Origin of the sequence: Variovorax sp. OV329 (genome assembly GCF_900114785.1) — a bacterium.
In the GTDB taxonomy this organism is placed as follows: Bacteria; Pseudomonadota; Gammaproteobacteria; order Burkholderiales; family Burkholderiaceae_C; genus Variovorax.
Genome location: NZ_FOUG01000008.1, coordinates 124,744 through 141,389 on the forward strand (window position 1 = coordinate 124,744; position 16,646 = coordinate 141,389).

Below are 16,646 nucleotides of genomic sequence, written 5' to 3' on the forward strand. Positions count from 1 at the left end.
CGGGGCGCAAGAGTGATTGCCAGCGCTGGTGCCAAATGAAAAGGGCGCCCAATCGGGCGCCCTGGCGGATGCGACAGGTGTGCCGCGCTCAGACGATCCTGACCGACAGGTTCGGCAGGCGGTCGATGTGGATCTCGATCAGGTCGCCGCGCACCACCGGGCCGACGTTCTCCGGCGTGCCCGCATAGATGATGTCGCCGGCCATCAGTTCGTTCGCCTGCGACAGTCGGCTGATCTGCTCGGCCACCGACCAGATCATGTGCTTGAGCGTCGCGTCCTGCTTGGTCGTGCCGTTCACCTTGAGCCAGATCGCGCCATCGGCGAAGTGGCCTACTTGCGCCACCGGGTGGATCGGGCCGATAGGTGCCGAATGGTCGAAGCTCTTGCCGATCTCCCAGGGCTTCTTCTGGTCGCCCATCTCGCGCTGCAGGTCACGGCGCGTCATGTCCAGGCCCAGCGAGTAGCCGTACACGTAGGACAGCGCGTCTTCCGGCTTGATGTCGCGCCCGCCCTTGGCCAGGGCCACCACCAGTTCCACTTCGTAGTGGTAGTTCCTGGTCAGCGTGGGGTAGGGATGGTCGGCCACCTTGCCGGGCATGACGACCTGGATCGCATCGCTGGGCTTCTGGAAGAAGAAGGGTGGCTCGCGCGTCGGGTCCGAGCCCATCTCGCGCGCATGCGCCGCGTAGTTGCGCCCGATGCAATAGATGCGGCGCACCGGGAACACCTGGTCGCTGCCCACGATCGGAATGGTGGGCTGCGCGACGTCGAACGGTGTCTGCGGCGAGCGCGCGGCGCCGGCGGGCAGGGCGCATCCGACGAGGGCGCCGGTGGCCATGGTGGCGGACCCGGCCAGCAGGTTGCGGCGGGAGGTGGTCATGTAAGTCTCCTGATTCTTGGCATTGGAAGAAATGGAATCGATGACCCCGCCAGGCGCTTGCGACCGGCCGGGTCAGCCACCGATTCTGGGCAGACTCCGGCTCGCGCTCCCGCACGCATCTACGCAAAATCAGGACGCAATCGCCGCGCTTACCATCGACCGATGCCCAAGACCCCGCCCAGCCCTCGTTCCTCCGCGGCGCGCCTCTACGGCATGCAGGAGCGCGCGAACCACCTGGACTTCGACATCCGCTTCGAGGGCGCGCGCGATGTGCTGGCGCGGCCGCACCGGCATGAGTACTTCCAGATCCAGGTGAGCGTGGAAGGCGGCTCGCAGCAGGTCATCGGCGGCGCGGTGCGCTCCTTCGGCGCGGGCCACCTGAGCTTCGTGCTGCCTTACCGGCTGCACGTGGTGCCGCACCCGCCGGGCGCGCGCTACGCCATCGTCAACTTCGACCAGAACTTTCTCTGGCCGGAACTGGACGTGGAAGCGCTGGAGCTGGAAGAGGTCAGCGTGCCGCGCGTGCCGGAACTCGCGCCCTTCCTGTTCCAGGAGTACGTCGACTTCCATTTCGACGCTGCGGACTTCGCCCGCATCCTGGCCTGGCTCGATGAGCTGGCGGAGCTGAACCGCGAGCGCGGCTTCGCCGCCACGGCCGCGATCCGCGGCCTCCTGCTGCAGATCCTGGCGCTGGCCTGCAGGCGGCACGAGGCGCCGCTGCGCGCGCAGGCCGCGCGTCATGGCGGGCGCACGTCAAGGCGCGATGCGCTGCAGCGGGTGATGCGCTATGTGCGCGAGCACCTGCACGAGGAGATGTCGCTGCAGGAGGCGGCCGCTGCCGCCATGCTCTCGCCCAACTACCTGGCGCACCTGCTCAAGAAGCAGACCGACCGCACCTTCACCGAGCTGGTGACCGAGCGGCGGCTGGAGCAGGCCAAGGAGCTGTTGCTGGCCTCCGGCGCGAGCATCGCCGCCGTGGCCCAGCAATGCGGCTTTCGCGATGCCGACTATTTCGCGCGGCGCTTCCGGCAGCAGGCCGGCCTGACGCCGCGCGCGTTCCGCGAGAAGAACCGCGTCTAGTCCGTGGGGCTCAGACGTCGAAGAACACCGTTTCCTTGTCGCCCTGCATGTGGATGTCGAAGGTGTAGGTGACCTGGCCGCCTTCCTCGCTGCGCTGGGCCAGCAAGGTGTCGCGGCGTTCGGCCGGCACCTGGGCCAGCACGGCGTCCTCGGCGTTGGCCTTGGCCTCGTCGGCAAAGTACGCGCGGGTGAAGGCGTGCAGCAGCATGCCGCGCATGGTGACGATGACGCCGACGAAGGGCGCCTCGCCGGCCGCGTTGGCGCCGGGCTTCACGGTCTGGAACACGAAGCGGTTCTGCGCGTCGGTGCCCGTGCCCATGCGGCCGAAGCCGCGGAATCCCCGCGCCTTGGCGTCTTCCACTGAAGTGGGGTAGTGGCCTTCGCCGTCGGGCTGGCAGATCTCGACCATGGCGTCGTTGATCGGCTTGCCGTCGCCGTCGATCACGCGGCCGACCAGGCGGATGCGCTGGCCGCGCGCGCCGTCCAGCGCCACGCGGTCGTCGAAGGGCTGGTTGAAGTTGTAGCCGTACTGCGTGGCCGCCAGGCCGTAGGCGAAGTAGGGGCCGACCGTCTGCGAGGGGGTCTGGCCGAAGTTGGTCTCGAGTGCGCTCATCAGCATGCTGTGTCTCCCTGTGCGTTCAACGGTTCTCGAAGTGGGTCTCGTCCGCGCCGCGCAGGACGATGTCGAACTGGTAGCCCAGGGCGTAGCCCTCTTCGGTGATGTCCAGGCTGAAGTCGGCGATCAGGCGGTTGCGGTACTTCTCGGGTGTGCCGGTGACCATGGGGTCGTACTGCAGCAGCGGGTCGCCGGGGAAGTACATCTGCGTCACCAGGCGGCTGGCGTAGTGCTCGCCGAACAGCGACAGGTGGATGTGCTGCGGACGCCAGGCGTTGGGGTGGTTGCCCCAGGGGTAGGCGCCGGGCTTGATGGTGAGGAAGCGGTAGCGGCCCTCGCTGTCGGTGAGGCACCGGCCGGCGCCCAGGAAGTTGGGGTCCAGCGGGGCGTCGTGCTGGTCCACCTTGTGCACGTAGCGGCCGGCGGCGTTGGCCTGCCAGAGTTCCACCAGCGTGTTGCGCACCGGGCGCTTGCGCTCGTCGAGCACGCGGCCGGTGAGGATCATGCGCTCGCCCAGCGGCTCGCCGTTCATGCGGGCGTTGCGGGTGAGGTCGTGGTCCAGCTCGCCGATGCTGTCGTGGCCGTACACCGGCTGGCGCAGCTCGGCCATCGAGGCCTTCAGCGGAATCAGCGGCTGGGTCGGGCCGCGCTTCACTGTCGACTTGTAGCCGGGGTAGATGTAGGACGGGTGACTGTCCCAGTCGCGGGGGTCGAGCTTGGCCATCGTGGGGGTCTCCTTGGGATCGGGGGGAATCGGAATGGCAGGACTTTAAGACTGCCATTTGATGATGTAAATTGAACATTCCGACGATTTACATGAGCATTGGTAATTGAAGAATTCCGCCGCCGCCCTGGCCTTCGCGCGCAACGTGCAGCTGCGCCACCTGCGCTGCTTCGTCGCCGTGGCGCAGGAGCGCCACCTGGCGCGCGCCGCCGAGCGCCTGGCGCTGAGTCAGCCGGCCATGTCCAAGACGCTGACCGAGCTGGAGGAGCTGGCCGGCACCCGCCTGGTGGAGCGCGGTGGCGCCGGGCGGCGCGGCGTGCAGGGGCTCACGGCCGCCGGCGAGCAGCTTCTGGCCCAGGCCCTGCGCGTGCTGGAGGCCATCGATGCCAGCGCGCAGGCGGTGGCGCCAGTGGCCGGCGGCGAGCGGCTGGAGCGCCTGCGCATCGGAGCGCTGCCCAGCGTGGCGCCCTCGCTGCTGCCGCAGGCGCTGGCGCGGCTGCGCGCGCAGCGCCAGGGGCTGCAGATCATGGTCAAGAGCGCGGCCAACGCGGTGCTGCTGGCCGACCTGCGCGCGGGCGAACTGGACGTGGTGGTGGGCCGCATGAGCGACCCGTCGTTGACCAGCGGGCTGAGCTTCGAGCTGCTGCACACCGAGCCGCTGGTGTTCGCGGCCCGCGCAGGTCATCCGCTGGCCAAGCGCGGTGCCTCGGCGCGCGCGGCCCTGGGCTATCCGCTGGTGGTCTACGGCGAGGGCACCATCCCGCGCCACCACACCGAGAGCCTGCTGGCCAGCCTGGGCCTGGCGCTGCCGGCCGATGCGCTGCAGACCCTGGACGTGTCGGTGGCCAGCGCGCTGGTGGCCGGCTCCGACAGCATCTGGATCACCCCGCTGGGCGCGGCCCGCCGCGAGCTGGCCTCGGGCACGCTGGTTCGATTGCGCATCGACACGCCGGGCACCGAGGAGCCGGTGGGCCTGCTGCTGCGAACGGATGCGCCCGCTTCGCCGGCTCGAAGCGCGCTGGTTGCCCTGCTGCGCGACGAGGCGCGGCGGCTGGATGGGGGCGCCACGGCCAGGCGGAAGCGCTAGAGCGCTGGCGCCGGCTCAGTCCCGTGTTGCCCTGCGCTGCACGCACGCAATGTAGGCCTCGCCATCCGGCGGCCGCCCCGCGCGCTGCGATTCCCACATCATCTGCCCCAGGCACTCCATCGCCTCGTGGTGCGCGTCCAGCAGCGAGTCGCGGCGTGCGGCCAGCAGTTCCACGGCCTGGCGGATGCCGCGCGGCTGGTCGATGGAGCACTGCTCGCTGATCGACAGGTGCATGGCCAGGTGCAGGAAGGGGTTCTCGCGTCCGTCGGCGCCGTCATAGATGCGGGCCACGGCGGCGTCCGCGTCCTGCAGGTCGGCGTGGTACTCGGGATGCGCGTCGATCCAGCCCGCAGCGATCGTTTCCAGGGCCTCCAGCGGGCGGCCTTGGCGGCTCTTGGCGTACACGTCGCAGAAAAAGCGGCGTACCTCTTCTTGGGATGGATTGAACATGATGGCCGGCGAGGGTAGCACCGAGCCCTTGGGCCCTGTGCGGGGCGGGGCATGCGCCGTCACGCGGCTGGGGCAAGATAGGGGCCTCGCTCCACGCCGCCATCTGCTGCTCGAACACCCATGCAAGAACGCCCGCCGCGCCCGCCCTGGACCCACGACATCGGCCAGCGCCTGCGCGTCCTGCAGCCGCTCAAGGTCGTCGGCACCACGGCCTGGATCTGGGTCTTCTTCATCGGCTACTTCCACCTTCTGCGCAACCCGATGCGGCCGGTCTTCGAGATGCCGCTCACCCTCGTGGACGCCTGGGTCCCCTTCCAGCCGGCCTGGCTCATTCCCTACCTGTCGCTCTGGGTCTACGTGGGCATCGCCCCGGGGCTTCAGCGCAGCTTCCGCGAGCTGCTGGTCTACGGCCTGTGGGCCGGCGCCCTGTGCCTGACCGGGCTGGCGCTGTTCGCCGCATTCCCCACGCGCATCCCGCTGCAGCCCATGGACGCGGGCGGCTTTCCCGGCTTCGCGCTGCTGCGCGGCATCGACGCCGCGGGCAATGCCTGCCCCTCGATGCACGTGGCCATCGCCATCTTCACGGCCTGCTGGATCGAGCACATCTTCAAGTCCGCCCGCGCCCCCTGGCCGCTGCGGGCGATCAACCTGGCCTGGTTCCTGGCCATCAGCTATTCGACCCTTGCCACCGGCCAGCACGTGTTCTACGACGTGGTGGGCGGCACGCTGCTGGGCGGGGTGTTCGCCTGGGCCTCGCTGCGCTGGCGGCCGGCCCCGGCGCCCGGGTCGGTGCCGATGGTGGCTATCATGGACCGCTAGTGACAATCCGTCAGCCACATAACTCCAAGACGACCGACATGAGTTCGCTCAAGGAACTTCAAGACCTGATCCAGGAAAAATACGGCATCGACCCGGCCGATCTCGACCCGAACGCCTCGATGCGCGACAAGGGCTTCGACTCGCTCGCCCTGGCCGAATTCCTCTTCGAGATCGAGGACCGCCTGCACGTCACCCTGCCCGATCCCGACCCCGCGATGGACACGCTGGCCCAGTTGACCGCCATGGTCGACCAGGCGCGCGCCGACGCCGAGCAGGCGCCGAAACAGCGGGTCGCATGAGCGAGCCGGGCATCGCCGTCACCGGCCTGGGGCTGGTGAGTCCGCACGGCCGGGATCCGGCCTTGGCATTCGATGCACTGCTGCGCGGCGAGTCGGCCATCCACGCGGTCTTCCCCGAGTTGCCCAAGCCGGCCCTGGCCGCCACCGCAGCATTCGATCCCTCACCCTGGTTCAGCAAGCTGCAGCTGGCCGGCGTGGACCGGGTCAGCCAGCTGGCCCTGGCCGCCGCCGAACTGGCACTGGCCGACGCGGGCCTGCAGGACCCCTGGAGCGAAGCGCAGGGCGAGCGCATCGGCGTCTACGTCGGCTGCGGCATGGGTGGCGCCAGCGCGCTCGAGGCCGCCTACCGCGGCGGCGCCAGCGGACGCGTGCCGCCGCTGACCATTCCGGCCTTCATGCCCAACGCGCCGGCTTCGCACATCGCCATGCGGCGCAAGGTGCTGGGCCCGGTGCTGACCTATTCCGTCGCCTGCGCCTCCTCGGCCATCGCCATCGCGGAGGCGGCCAAGGCCATCCGCAGCGGCGAGGTCGACATGGCGATCGCCGGCGGCAGCGAGGCACTGATCGTGCCCGGCGTGGTGATGGCCTGGCAGGCCATGCAGACCTTGGCCTCCGCGCCGCCCGGCGAGGCCGCCACGGCGGTGCGACCCTTCGCGGCAGACCGCAGCGGCTTCGCGCTGGGCGAGGGCGCGGCCTTCCTGATCCTCGAATCGGAACAGCGGGCCGCAGACCGCGGCGCGCGCAGCCATGCGCGGCTGTCGGGCTGGGGCAGCAGCTGCGATGCCTCGCACCTCACCAAGCCGGAGGCGGCCGGCCAGGCGCGCGCCCTGCGCGCGGCGCTGCGCATGGCCGGGCTGGCGCCCCAGGACGTGGGCTACTGCAACGCGCACGGCACCGCCACGCGCATCGGCGACCCGATCGAATGCGAGGCATTGGCGCAGGTGTGGGGCGATGCGCTGCCGCAGTTGCGCGTGAGTTCCACCAAGGCGCTGCACGGCCACCTGCTGGGCGCGGCCGGCGCGCTGGAGGCGCTGATCACCGTCATGGCGCTGCAATGCCGGGCCGTGCCGCCCAACATGCACGGGGACGAGCCCGATCCGGCCTGCGCGCTGAACCTGGTGCGCAAGGGCGACACGGCCGCGCCTTCGCTGCAGGCGGCCATCAGCAGCTCCTTCGCCTTCGGCGGCACCAACGCCGCGCTGGTGTTCCAGCGCGCCTGAGTTCCGGCGATGCGAGGGCAGGGGCGCGAGGCCCTGCCTCCTTGGCGACAGGCATCGCGGGTTATCACGCATCGGATCGCAGGCGGGTGCCTCTTTAATCGCCACTCCTTCTCCTCATCCGAAGCTTCTTCCATGCCCTTGATTCCAGCGGCGCGCTTCGCGCCCACAGGCACCGCCCTGGCCATCGCCTCCCTTCTTCTGGCCGGCTGCGCCAGCACCCCGGCACCGGGATCGCGCAGCGTCACCATCGAGCGCACCGCCTACGGCATTCCCCACATCACCGCGCCGGACTACGAAGGCGTCGCCTACGGCGTGGCCTACGCGCATGCGCAGGACAACGTCTGCCAGACGGCCGAGTACCTGCTCACCGCGCGCGGCGAGCGCTCGCAGTACCTGGGCGCCACCGGCACCGGCGACTTCGGCCTGGGCCGCATGACCAACGCGCAGATCGACCTGTTCGTGCGCAACCACATGGACGACGCGGCCCTGGCCCGCGCCGCGGACACCGATGCCGAGGTGCGCGCCGCCCTGCGCGGCTACGTGGCCGGCTACAACCGCTACCTGCAGGACACGGGCCCCAACGGCCTGCCCGAGGCCTGCCGCGGCAAGCCCTGGGTGCGCCCCATGACGCAGGCCGACCTCTCGCGCACCACTGAGCTGTCGATGATCCAGGGCGGCCTCGCGGCCCTGGCCGGTGCGGTGATGGCCGCCGAGCCGCCGGCGGCCAAGACCGCGTCCGCGCAGCCCGCGGTCGACCCGCAGCAGGCCGCGCTGGAGATCGCGCGCCTGTCCTTCAACGCCAACCCCGAGGGCGGCGAACTGGGCTCCAACGGCTGGGCCTTCGGCCGCAACGCCACGCCCGACGGCCGCGGCCTGGTGCTGGGCAACCCGCACTTCCCGTGGTTCGGCATCAACCGCTTCTGGGAGATGCACCTGACCATCCCCGGCAGCATGGACGTGATGGGCGCCACCGGTGGCCTGAGCCCCACGGTGGCCATCGGCTTCAACAAGGACGTGGCCTGGACCCATACCGTGTCCACCGGCAAGCGCTTCACGCTGTACGAATTGAAGCTGGACCCCAGCGACCCCACCGTCTACATCGTCGACGGCCAGCGCAGGAAGATGACGGCCAAGACCGTGGTGCTGCCGGCCGAATCGGCCGCCGCCGGCGCGCAGCCTGCGCGCAAGACCTTCTACGCCTCCGAGTGGGGCCCGGTGATCTCGTTGCCGCGCGCAGGCCTGGGCTGGAGCGCCACCACCGCCTACGCGATCCGTGACGTCAACACGCTCAACACCCGCTCGGCCCGTGCGTGGATGAAGATGGGACGCGCCAGCAGCATGGCCGAGCTGCGCGATGCCATGGGAAACCAGGGCATGCCGTGGATCAACACCATCGGCGCCGACCGCCAGGGCAACGCGATGTACGCGGACCTGTCGGTGGTGCCAGACGTGTCGGCCGAGCAGCTCAAGTCCTGCGCGCCCTCGGCCCCTGCCGCCGGCCTGTTCGGTACCGCCGGCCTCACCGTGCTGGACGGCTCGCGCGCCGCCTGCGACTGGAAGCGCGACAGCGCCGCCGCCATGCCCGGTGCGATCCCGCCCGCGCGCATGCCGGTCATCGTCACGCCCGACTGGGTGCAGAACAGCAACGACAGCTTCTGGCTGTCCAACCCGAACATCGCGGCGCCGGCGAACATCTCGCCCCTGGTCGGCCCGGTGGGCGTGCCGCAGCGCCTGCGCACGCGCAGCGGCATCCAGGAGATCGAGAACCGCCTGGCCGGCCGCGATGGCCTGCCCGGCAACAAGATGGGCGCCGAGCAGCTGCGCAACGTGATCTTCCGCGACAAGAACCTGGCTGGCGACCTGGTGATGGAGGATCTCGCGGCCGCCTGCCGCAGCGCGGGCGCAAGCCTCAGCGCGGACCAGCAGACCGGCTGCCGCGTGCTCGCCGCCTGGAACCGCACCAGCACGCCCGAGGCCAAGGGCGCGCTGCTGTTCCGTGAGTTCTGGCGCAAGGCCAAGGACCTGCCCAAGGTCTGGCGCGTGCCCTTCGACCCGGCCCGTCCGGTTGCCACGCCCGCCGGCCTGGACATGGCCACGACCGCCACGCGCGAGGCGGTCTTCAAGTCGCTGGGCGATGCGGTAGCGGCGGTGCGCGCGGCCGGCTTCGCGCCCGACGTGACGTTGGCCGATGCGCAGTACCGCGAGGTGCGCGGCCAGAAGGTGGCCATCCCCGGCGGCGACGAGTTCGAAGGCGTGCTCAACAAGGTCGAGAGCCAGGGCCAGCCGGTGATCGGCCCCAAGGGCTACGGCATCAACTACGGCAGCAGCTACATCCAGGTGGTGGGCTTCGACGAGCGCGGCCCGGTGGCGCAGGCGCTGCTCACCTACGGGCAGAGCAGCGACCCGGCCTCGCCGCGCGCCTTCGACCAGCTGCCCCTGTTCTCGCAGAAGAAGTGGCTGCCCATGCCCTTCCACCGCGCCGACGTGGAAGCGCAGCGCGTGGGCGCGCCGACGGTGCTGGCCTACTGACCGCAGGCCCCGGGGAGGGCGCCCAGCGCGTTCTCCCCATTGCCCGCGCCGCCCGCCCCGCTACAGTCGCCCGCCATGGACCGGCTGCAGAGCATCGAGACTTTCGTGCGGGTGGCGCAGGCGCAGAGCTTCGCCGCCGCCGCGCGCCAGCTGCGCGTGTCCAACTCGGTGGTCACCACGCGCATCAAGCAGCTGGAAGACTTCCTGGGGGCGCCGCTCTTTCACCGCAGCACGCGGGTGGTGCGGCTCACCGACATCGGCCAGGCCTTCCTGCGCGACTGCACCGAGCTGGTGGGCCACGCCAACGAGATCGTGGACCAGATGCGCGACGTGCGCGCCAAGCCCTCGGGCGTGCTGCGGGTGCATGCGCTCACCGGCATGGTGCTCGGGCATTTCGCCGCGCTGCTGCGGCGCTTCCAGACCACCTACCCCGACATCCGCCTGGAGCTGATCGTGAGCGACGCGGTGGTCGACCCGGTGAAGGCCGGCGTGGACTGCGCGCTGCAAATTTTCCCCGCGGCCTCGCAGGAACTGGTGTCGCGCCAGCTCTTCTTCGTGCGGCGCGTGTTCTGCGCGACGCCGGCCTACCTCAAGGCGCACGGCGCGCCGGAGAACCCGCGCGACCTGCACCGCCACACGCTGGGCCTGTACTCGGACTACCCCACGCGCGACCGCTGGACCTTCCACCACCGCGGCCAGCAGGTCACCATCTACCTCAACGCCACGCTGCTGACCAACAGCGTGCACCTGCTGCGCGAATACGCGCTGGAGCACGCCGGCATCGTCTGCCTGCCCACCATCGTGGCGGGCGAGGCCATCCTGCGCGGCGACCTGCAGGTGGTGCTGCCGGAGCAACAGCTGTCGTCCTTCCCGCTGTGCGCGGTGTACCCGGATACCTCGCGCAAGGACTTCAAGCTGCGCCTGTTCATCGAGCACATCGGCAACGAGTTCACCCATGAGCCGCCCTGGGACGCGGCGCTGATCGCCAAGGGCGACCTGCCGGCCCGGATGATCGAGGGCTGAGGCCACCACGGCCTGGTCCGTCCCGGGTAAACCCTGCGGATCATTCTGCTTTCCCGAACAATCCGCTTTCGATCTGGCCTCTACCGCTTACTGGCGGGTCTTCCTACAGTTCGCTCCATCGCGGCATCCGCCGCATCGCAGCAAGCACCCGAGGAGACACGCCATGAGCGCACCCGCCAGCAACTACCAGACCCGCTTCGGTTCGCTGAAGAACTACGAGATGGGCCGCGTCGAGCCCATCAGCGACAACGTCCGGCACTACGCCTTTTCCAACTGCTTCGACATCGCCAGCAAGAGCGGGCCTTACGAGAAGGTGGTGTTCGGGCAGAACCAGATCTACGTGCTGGAGGCCCTGCGCGCCGAAGGCGTCTCGCCCTGGTTCACCTGCGCCCACGACGAGTTCGCGCTGGTGATGGATGGAGAGGTCGAGGTGCACCTGGTGCAGCTCGACGCCGCGCAGCAGGTGAGCGACACCGAGAAGAACGGCGCCGTGCTCGTGCAGGGCGAGCCGCGCGGCAAGAACATGGGCTGGATGAAACTGGGCCGCGGCCACCAGGGCATGCTGCCCAAGAACAGCGCCTACCAGTTCCGCGTCAAGGGCGACCCCGGCGTGGTCGTCCTGCAGACCTGCAAGGGCGATCTCTCGGTGGAGAAGTGGGCCGAGATCTGCCAGCTGCAGTGAACAAACGAAGCATCGAACCGAATCTCCAGGAGACCCACATGAACGCCCCCACCGAACTCGCCAAGGTCATCGCCACCCAGCCCGACCGCACGCTGGGCTACAAGGACTTCCAGCTCGGCAGCTTCGGCTTCCGCCGCGACGAGTACTTCACCCACATCAGCTGGAAGACCCGCGACGGCCGCCCCATGAGCCACACCATGGATGTCGCCGTGTACCTGCGTGCGCTGATGCGCGACGTGGCCTGGGGCTTCTTCTACGGCTGGGTCAACTTCGACGACGTGTTCGGCACCGTCAACCACTACCAGTCGGTGGACCTGTACGCCGGCAGCTACAACGGCACGATGAAGGAGGCGGGCATCGACCTGCTGGAAAACTTCCCCACCGACCAGATCCGCGCCACCTTCGAGGCCATGCTGGACGACTGGACCAACGAAGGCTTCGACCCCTTCGCCGCGCCGCAGGAAACCGGCACGCCCTACGGCCGCAAGAACGGCAGCAACACCGCCAAGATCACCCGGGCGCGCGAGCTGGCCAAGCGCTGCGTGGGCCTGAAGGACGACCTGCAGTTGCGCAGCGATGCGCGCGGCGCGCCCGTCAACCGCGCCTTCGCCGACGTGCCGCAGGCGCAGCCCGAACTGCACCCCGAGCCCGGCTTCGAGAACGAGGTGCATGCCTTCAACCTGTTCGGCTTCCTGAGCCGCTCGCAGGTCACCTGGAACCCCAGCTTCACCTCGGTGGTCAAGCACAGCTTCATGTGCCCCACCACCGAGGAGCACATCCTGCCCATCATCCACGGCAACGACCGGGTGGAGTGGTTCTTCCAGATGACCGACGAGATCCACTGGGACTGCGGCGACAAGAACACCGGCAAGCCCATGGCCCGCGTGATCATGAAGGCCGGCGACATGGCCGCCATGCCAGCCTACTGCCGCCACCAGGGCTACAGCCCCAAGCGCTCGATGCTGCTGGTGTGGGAGAACGGTTCTCCCTCGCTGGTCTACGAGATCCAGAAGGGCGAAAGCCCGGAGATCCCGGTTTCGTTCTGAGCCGCTGAAGCGCGCCGCAGCGCGGCGCGAACCACTTTTCGAGGAGACAGACACATGGCAGACCGCATCCGGTCCGATGCCGGGGCCGCTTCGCGCCGGCGATTCATGCAGCAGGCGGGCGCAGGCTCGGTGGCCGTGGCCGCCGCCACGCTGGGCCTGCCCACGCAGGAGGCCGATGCCGCCACCGCGCAGGGCTTCGACGCCACCTACGACATCGTGGTCTGCGGCAGCGGCTGCGGCGGACTCGCCTCGGCCCTGTTCGCACGCTGGCAGGGCAGCAGCGCCGTGATCCTGGAGAAGGCCGGCAGCATCGGCGGCACCACCGCCAAGGCCGCCTTCTGGTACTGGGTGCCGAACAACGAAGCCATGCGCAAGGCCGGCATCGCCGACCCCAAGCCCGACTTCCTGAAGTACGTGGCGCGCCTGTCGAACCCGCAGGGCTACGACCCCGCCCATCCGCGCTACGGATTCAGCCAGTGGGAGTGGGACATGTGTTCCGCCTTCTACGACAGCGCCTCGCCCGCGGCCGAGCTGCTGGCCAGCAAGGGCGCGCTGCCCTACCGCCACGTGGCCGAGGTGCCCGACTACTTCGCCGAGCTGCCAGAGGACAAGGCGCCCAAGGGCCGCGTGCTGGTGCCGCGCGATGCCATCCCCAGCATGGCCGACGGCGGCCTGGTGGCGGTGCGCACGATGTCGACCAAGGCGCGGCAGGAGGGCATTCCGATCCGCACCGGCATGCGGGTCACGAAGATCCTGCAGGACAAGAGCGGCCGCGTGATCGGCGTGGAGGCCAGGGACGAACTCGACGCGACGGTGCGCCTGCGTGCGCGCAAGGCCGTGATCTTCGCCACCGGCGGCTTCACCCACAACGCGGAGCTGCGCCGCAACTTCCTCAACGGCCCCATCTTCGGCGGCTGCGCCGCGCCCAGCAACGAGGGCGACTTCGTGAAGATGGCCAGCCCCTTGGACGTGCAGCTGCGCAACATGAATTACGCGTGGACCTGCCCCATTCCGCTGGAAAAGGCCGTCGCCAGGGACGGCTCCATGTCGGGCATGTTCTCGGTGGCCGGCGACTCGATGCTCTTCGTCAACAAGTACGGGCAGCGCAACGTCAACGAGAAGCTGCAGTACAACGAGCTGGCCCAGACCTTCTTCGGATGGGACGGCGCCAAGGCCGAATACCCCAACCTCGTGCGCATCGCGATCTGGGACCAGCGCTCGCAGCAGCACTCGGCCAGCGCGGAGTACGGCCGGCTGATCGTGCCGCCTGGCACCGACGACCGCCATGTCATCAAGGGCGCCACCCTGGCCGAGCTGGCACGCGGCATCGACGAGCGCTTCGCGAAATACGCGAGCCATATCGGCGGCGCACGGCTCTCGCCCGATTTCGTGGCCAACACGCAGGCCGCCATCGCGCGCTTCAACCAGTTCGCAAAGACAGGCAAGGACCTGGACTTCCAGCGTGGTGACCGCATCGTGGAGCAGCTCTTCAACGGCGACGTGAAGGAGGAGCCCGGGCGCACCAACCCCACCATGTGGCCCCTGTCGGACAGCGGCCCCTACTACGCCGCGCTGGTGGTGCCCGGCACCCTGGACACCAAGGGCGGCCCCAAGACCGACACCCAGGGCCGCGTGCTCGATAGCCGCGACCAGCCCGTCCCCGGCCTCTATGGGGTGGGCAACTGCGTCGCCTCTGCCTCGGGTCGCGCCTACTGGGCCGGCGGCGCGACGCTCGGGCCGATCATCGCCTTCGCCTACCGCGCGGCGAACGCGGCGCACGCCGAAGGCAGGAGCCCGGCATGAAGGCGGGCGCGCTCCCCCTCGCGCTGGCTGCGCTGGCACTCGCGGCGATCCCGGCCGGCCCGGCCCAGGCGCAGTCGGTCGGGCAGCGGCTGGCGCAGTCGGCCTGTGCCCAGTGCCACAGCTTCGGCAAGGGCGAGCCCGACGGCGTCGGTCCGAACCTGTACGGCCTGCTGGGCAAGCCGGCCGCTGCCAGCCCGGGCTTCAATTACTCGAAGCAGTACGTCGAGGCGATGAAGAGCAAGACCTGGGACCGTGCGCTGCTGGACAAGTGGCTCACCGACACGCAGGCCGTCGCGCCCGGCAGCACGATGGCCTATTTCCAGGACGACCCGAAGAAGCGCGCCGCGCTCATCGAGTACCTGCAGTCCCTCCATTGAACGAAGAAGGAGCAACACCATGGCCCTCACCCGCCAGACCATGACCGACGAGCAGCGCAAGTCGGTCGCCCTCGAATACCTCAAGGCCTACGACAACGGCGGCGTCACGCCCGGCGGCGGCTCCATCCTGGACCTGTTCGCCAACGACGCGCAGGTCTACTTCCCCAAGTGGGGCCTGGCCAACGGCAAGGACGAGATCGGCAAGCTCTTCGGCGACGTGGGCAGCCGCGGCAAGTCCATCCGCCACGACTACGCCAGCTTCAACTGGATCTTCAGCGGCTCCGACCTGTTCGCCTGCGAAGGCACCAGTTCCGGCGAGCACATCGACGGCCCCTGGCGCGCCGGCGTGCCCGAGTGGGGCGCGGGCCGCTGGTGCGACGTGTTCGAGGTGCGCGACTTCCTCATCCAGCGCTGCTTCATCTACCTCGACCCGGACTACGCGGGCAAGGACACCTCCCGTTATCCCTGGCTGGCCGGCAAGGCCACGTGACTCTCATGCAGAACCTCGACGACATCCAGCAGGCCGCGGGCCTGAAGACAGCGATCCGGCACCAGTTGTTCATCGGCGGCAGGTTCGTCGATGCCGCCTCCGGCGAGACGCTGGCCAGCATCAATCCGCACGACAACTCGACCATCGCCGAGGTGGCGCTGGCCGGCAAGGAAGACGTGGACCGCGCGGTGGCTGCGGCGGGCAAGGCCTTCCCCGCCTGGAGCCGCATGGCCGCGGCCGACCGCGGGCGCATCCTGCTCAAGCTGGCCGACCTGATCGAGGACAACGCCGAGGAACTGGCGCGCCTGGAGTCGCTGGACACCGGCCATCCCATCCGCGACTCGCGCCGGCTCGACGTGCCGCGCACGGCGGCCTGCTTCCGCTACTTCGGCGGCATGGCCGACAAGTTCCAGGGCGAGACCATTCCGGTGGAAGCGGGCTTTCTCAACTACACGCTGCGCGAGCCCGTGGGCATCGTCGGCCAGGTCGTGCCGTGGAACTTCCCGCTGATGTTCACCAGCTGGAAGATGGCGCCGGCCCTGGCCGCGGGCAACTGCATCGTCATGAAGCCGGCGGAGATCACGCCGCTGTCCTCGCTGCGCATTGCCGAGCTGATGCAGGAAGCCGGCCTGCCCGATGGCGTGGTGAACATGGTGCCGGGCCTGGGGCAAGTGGCGGGCCAGGCCATTGCCGAGCATCCGCTCATCTCGAAGATCGCCTTCACCGGCAGCACCGCCACGGGCAAGCGCATCGTGCAGGCCAGCAGCGGCAACCTGAAGAAGGTGCAGCTGGAGCTGGGTGGCAAGGGCCCCAACATCGTGTTCGAGGATGCCAACCTGCAGGCGGCCGTGAACGGCAGCGCCTGGGCCATCTTCCACAACCAGGGGCAGGCCTGCATCGCGGGATCGCGCCTCATGCTGCACGAACGCATCGCCGACGAGTTCCTGGACAAGTTCCTGCCGCTGGCGCGCTCCATCCGCCTGGGCAATCCGCTCGACGACGACACCGAGATGGGCCCGCTCACCAGCGCGCAGCACCGCGAGCGTGTGCTGAGCTACGTGGAGGTGGCGCAGGAAGAGGGCGGCGAGCTGCTGGCGGGCGGCAAGGCGCCTTCGGGCGAACTGGCGCGCGGCTGCTATGTCGAGCCGACGGTGGTGCGCGCCCGCAGCTTCCAGGACCGCGTCGCGCAGGAGGAAGTCTTCGGCCCCTTCGTCACCGTGCTCACCTTCAGGAACGACGAGGAGGCGCTGGCGATGGCCAACGGCACCGACTACGGCCTGGGCAGCGGCCTGTGGACCTCCAACCTGCAACGCGCTCACCGCGTCGCCCGCGACCTGCATGCCGGCATGGTCTGGATCAACAGCTACAAGCGCGTCAACCCGGGCTCGCCCTTCGGCGGCGTGGGGCAGAGCGGCTACGGCCGCGAGATGGGCTTCGATGCGATGCGCGAGTACACCCAGGTCAAGAGCGTGTGGGTGAACGTCGACGCGCAGATTCCGCCGCACTTCGTACGCTGATCTC

Annotated in this window: 17 protein-coding genes; 13 read left to right on the top strand and 4 right to left on the bottom strand. The window is 69.5% G+C overall.

What is annotated here, in order from left to right:
* Positions 1 to 88: 88 nt before the first annotated feature.
* A complete protein-coding gene (locus tag BM345_RS15585) occupies positions 89 to 880 on the bottom strand; it encodes a fumarylacetoacetate hydrolase family protein (protein WP_093380904.1) in 792 nt (263 codons plus the stop codon).
* Positions 881 to 1,042: 162 nt separating this feature from the next.
* Between BM345_RS15585 and BM345_RS15590 the strand changes: the two genes are divergently transcribed.
* Entirely contained in the window at positions 1,043 to 1,960 is a 918-nt protein-coding gene (locus BM345_RS15590) for an AraC family transcriptional regulator (RefSeq protein ID WP_254789753.1), read from the top strand.
* 10 nt (positions 1,961 to 1,970) lie between these two features.
* Here BM345_RS15590 and pcaG read toward each other — a convergent pair whose 3' ends face one another.
* Both pcaG and pcaH read right to left on the bottom strand, forming a co-directional pair.
* On the bottom strand, positions 1,971 to 2,579 hold the full coding sequence (gene pcaG, locus BM345_RS15595) for a protocatechuate 3,4-dioxygenase subunit alpha (RefSeq protein WP_093380905.1): 609 nt from the start codon (positions 2,577 to 2,579) through the stop codon (positions 1,971 to 1,973).
* Positions 2,580 to 2,598: 19 nt separating this feature from the next.
* Positions 2,599 to 3,300 carry a protocatechuate 3,4-dioxygenase subunit beta gene (pcaH, locus tag BM345_RS15600; protein WP_093380907.1) on the bottom strand — a complete coding sequence of 234 codons (702 nt, stop codon included), beginning with the start codon at positions 3,298 to 3,300 and terminating at the stop codon, positions 2,599 to 2,601.
* A gap of 106 nt (positions 3,301 to 3,406) precedes the next feature.
* On the opposite strand from pcaH, the gene BM345_RS15605 reads away from it, so the two are divergent.
* Positions 3,407 to 4,387 (top strand): LysR substrate-binding domain-containing protein, encoded by a 981-nt coding sequence (locus BM345_RS15605; protein ID WP_093380909.1) that lies wholly within the window; start codon positions 3,407 to 3,409, stop codon positions 4,385 to 4,387.
* A gap of 15 nt (positions 4,388 to 4,402) precedes the next feature.
* Here the strand turns inward: BM345_RS15605 and BM345_RS15610 are convergent, their stop codons facing one another.
* Positions 4,403 to 4,837, bottom strand: a complete 435-nt coding sequence (locus BM345_RS15610; RefSeq protein WP_093381160.1) for a DUF1841 family protein — start codon at positions 4,835 to 4,837, stop codon at positions 4,403 to 4,405.
* A gap of 120 nt (positions 4,838 to 4,957) precedes the next feature.
* On the opposite strand from BM345_RS15610, the gene BM345_RS15615 reads away from it, so the two are divergent.
* The 11 genes from BM345_RS15615 (at position 4,958) to BM345_RS15665 (ending at position 16,642) form a co-directional block, all read left to right on the top strand.
* A complete protein-coding gene (locus BM345_RS15615; RefSeq protein ID WP_093380911.1) occupies positions 4,958 to 5,656 on the top strand; it encodes a phosphatase PAP2 family protein in 699 nt (232 codons plus the stop codon).
* Between the two features lie 38 nt (positions 5,657 to 5,694).
* Positions 5,695 to 5,955, top strand: coding sequence for an acyl carrier protein (locus BM345_RS15620; protein WP_093380913.1), 261 nt, complete (start codon positions 5,695 to 5,697; stop codon positions 5,953 to 5,955).
* Complete coding sequence (locus BM345_RS15625) at positions 5,952 to 7,175, top strand: beta-ketoacyl-[acyl-carrier-protein] synthase family protein (protein WP_093380914.1); 1,224 nt, start codon at positions 5,952 to 5,954, stop codon at positions 7,173 to 7,175. The genes BM345_RS15620 and BM345_RS15625 overlap by 4 nt, the downstream gene beginning before the upstream one ends.
* A 132-nt stretch (positions 7,176 to 7,307) precedes the next feature.
* On the top strand, positions 7,308 to 9,704 hold the full coding sequence (locus BM345_RS15630) for a penicillin acylase family protein (protein ID WP_093380916.1): 2,397 nt from the start codon (positions 7,308 to 7,310) through the stop codon (positions 9,702 to 9,704).
* Between the two features lie 75 nt (positions 9,705 to 9,779).
* Positions 9,780 to 10,727, top strand: a complete 948-nt coding sequence (locus BM345_RS15635; RefSeq protein WP_093380917.1) for a LysR family transcriptional regulator — start codon at positions 9,780 to 9,782, stop codon at positions 10,725 to 10,727.
* Between the two features lie 163 nt (positions 10,728 to 10,890).
* Positions 10,891 to 11,409 (top strand): cupin domain-containing protein, encoded by a 519-nt coding sequence (locus BM345_RS15640; protein ID WP_093380919.1) that lies wholly within the window; start codon positions 10,891 to 10,893, stop codon positions 11,407 to 11,409.
* 38 nt (positions 11,410 to 11,447) lie between these two features.
* Entirely contained in the window at positions 11,448 to 12,455 is a 1,008-nt protein-coding gene (locus BM345_RS15645) for a hydroxyquinol 1,2-dioxygenase (RefSeq protein WP_093380920.1), read from the top strand.
* A 54-nt stretch (positions 12,456 to 12,509) separates the two neighbouring features.
* A complete protein-coding gene (locus BM345_RS15650) occupies positions 12,510 to 14,258 on the top strand; it encodes an FAD-dependent oxidoreductase (RefSeq protein WP_093380922.1) in 1,749 nt (582 codons plus the stop codon).
* Entirely contained in the window at positions 14,255 to 14,635 is a 381-nt protein-coding gene (locus tag BM345_RS15655) for a c-type cytochrome (RefSeq protein ID WP_093380923.1), read from the top strand. The genes BM345_RS15650 and BM345_RS15655 overlap by 4 nt, the downstream gene beginning before the upstream one ends.
* 19 nt (positions 14,636 to 14,654) lie before the next feature.
* Entirely contained in the window at positions 14,655 to 15,125 is a 471-nt protein-coding gene (locus BM345_RS15660; RefSeq protein WP_093380925.1) for a nuclear transport factor 2 family protein, read from the top strand.
* Positions 15,126 to 15,178: 53 nt separating this feature from the next.
* Complete coding sequence (locus BM345_RS15665; protein ID WP_093381161.1) at positions 15,179 to 16,642, top strand: aldehyde dehydrogenase family protein; 1,464 nt, start codon at positions 15,179 to 15,181, stop codon at positions 16,640 to 16,642.
* The last annotated feature ends 4 nt before the right edge of the window (positions 16,643 to 16,646 follow it).

What these genes read in the sequence shown, in the direction of transcription:
- BM345_RS15650 (WP_093380922.1), top strand. Translation starts at nt 12,510, where the DNA reads ATGGCAGACCGCATCCGGTCCGATGCCGGGGCCGCTTCGCGCCGGCGA.
- BM345_RS15585 (WP_093380904.1), bottom strand. Translation starts at nt 880, where the DNA reads ATGACCACCTCCCGCCGCAACCTGCTGGCCGGGTCCGCCACCATGGCC.
- pcaG (WP_093380905.1), bottom strand. Translation starts at nt 2,579, where the DNA reads ATGCTGATGAGCGCACTCGAGACCAACTTCGGCCAGACCCCCTCGCAG.
- pcaH (WP_093380907.1), bottom strand. Translation starts at nt 3,300, where the DNA reads ATGGCCAAGCTCGACCCCCGCGACTGGGACAGTCACCCGTCCTACATC.
- BM345_RS15630 (WP_093380916.1), top strand. Translation starts at nt 7,308, where the DNA reads ATGCCCTTGATTCCAGCGGCGCGCTTCGCGCCCACAGGCACCGCCCTG.
- BM345_RS15640 (WP_093380919.1), top strand. Translation starts at nt 10,891, where the DNA reads ATGAGCGCACCCGCCAGCAACTACCAGACCCGCTTCGGTTCGCTGAAG.
- BM345_RS15660 (WP_093380925.1), top strand. Translation starts at nt 14,655, where the DNA reads ATGGCCCTCACCCGCCAGACCATGACCGACGAGCAGCGCAAGTCGGTC.
- BM345_RS15635 (WP_093380917.1), top strand. Translation starts at nt 9,780, where the DNA reads ATGGACCGGCTGCAGAGCATCGAGACTTTCGTGCGGGTGGCGCAGGCG.
- BM345_RS15655 (WP_093380923.1), top strand. Translation starts at nt 14,255, where the DNA reads ATGAAGGCGGGCGCGCTCCCCCTCGCGCTGGCTGCGCTGGCACTCGCG.
- BM345_RS15625 (WP_093380914.1), top strand. Translation starts at nt 5,952, where the DNA reads ATGAGCGAGCCGGGCATCGCCGTCACCGGCCTGGGGCTGGTGAGTCCG.
- BM345_RS15610 (WP_093381160.1), bottom strand. Translation starts at nt 4,837, where the DNA reads ATGTTCAATCCATCCCAAGAAGAGGTACGCCGCTTTTTCTGCGACGTG.
- BM345_RS15620 (WP_093380913.1), top strand. Translation starts at nt 5,695, where the DNA reads ATGAGTTCGCTCAAGGAACTTCAAGACCTGATCCAGGAAAAATACGGC.
- BM345_RS15590 (WP_254789753.1), top strand. Translation starts at nt 1,043, where the DNA reads ATGCCCAAGACCCCGCCCAGCCCTCGTTCCTCCGCGGCGCGCCTCTAC.
- BM345_RS15615 (WP_093380911.1), top strand. Translation starts at nt 4,958, where the DNA reads ATGCAAGAACGCCCGCCGCGCCCGCCCTGGACCCACGACATCGGCCAG.
- BM345_RS15645 (WP_093380920.1), top strand. Translation starts at nt 11,448, where the DNA reads ATGAACGCCCCCACCGAACTCGCCAAGGTCATCGCCACCCAGCCCGAC.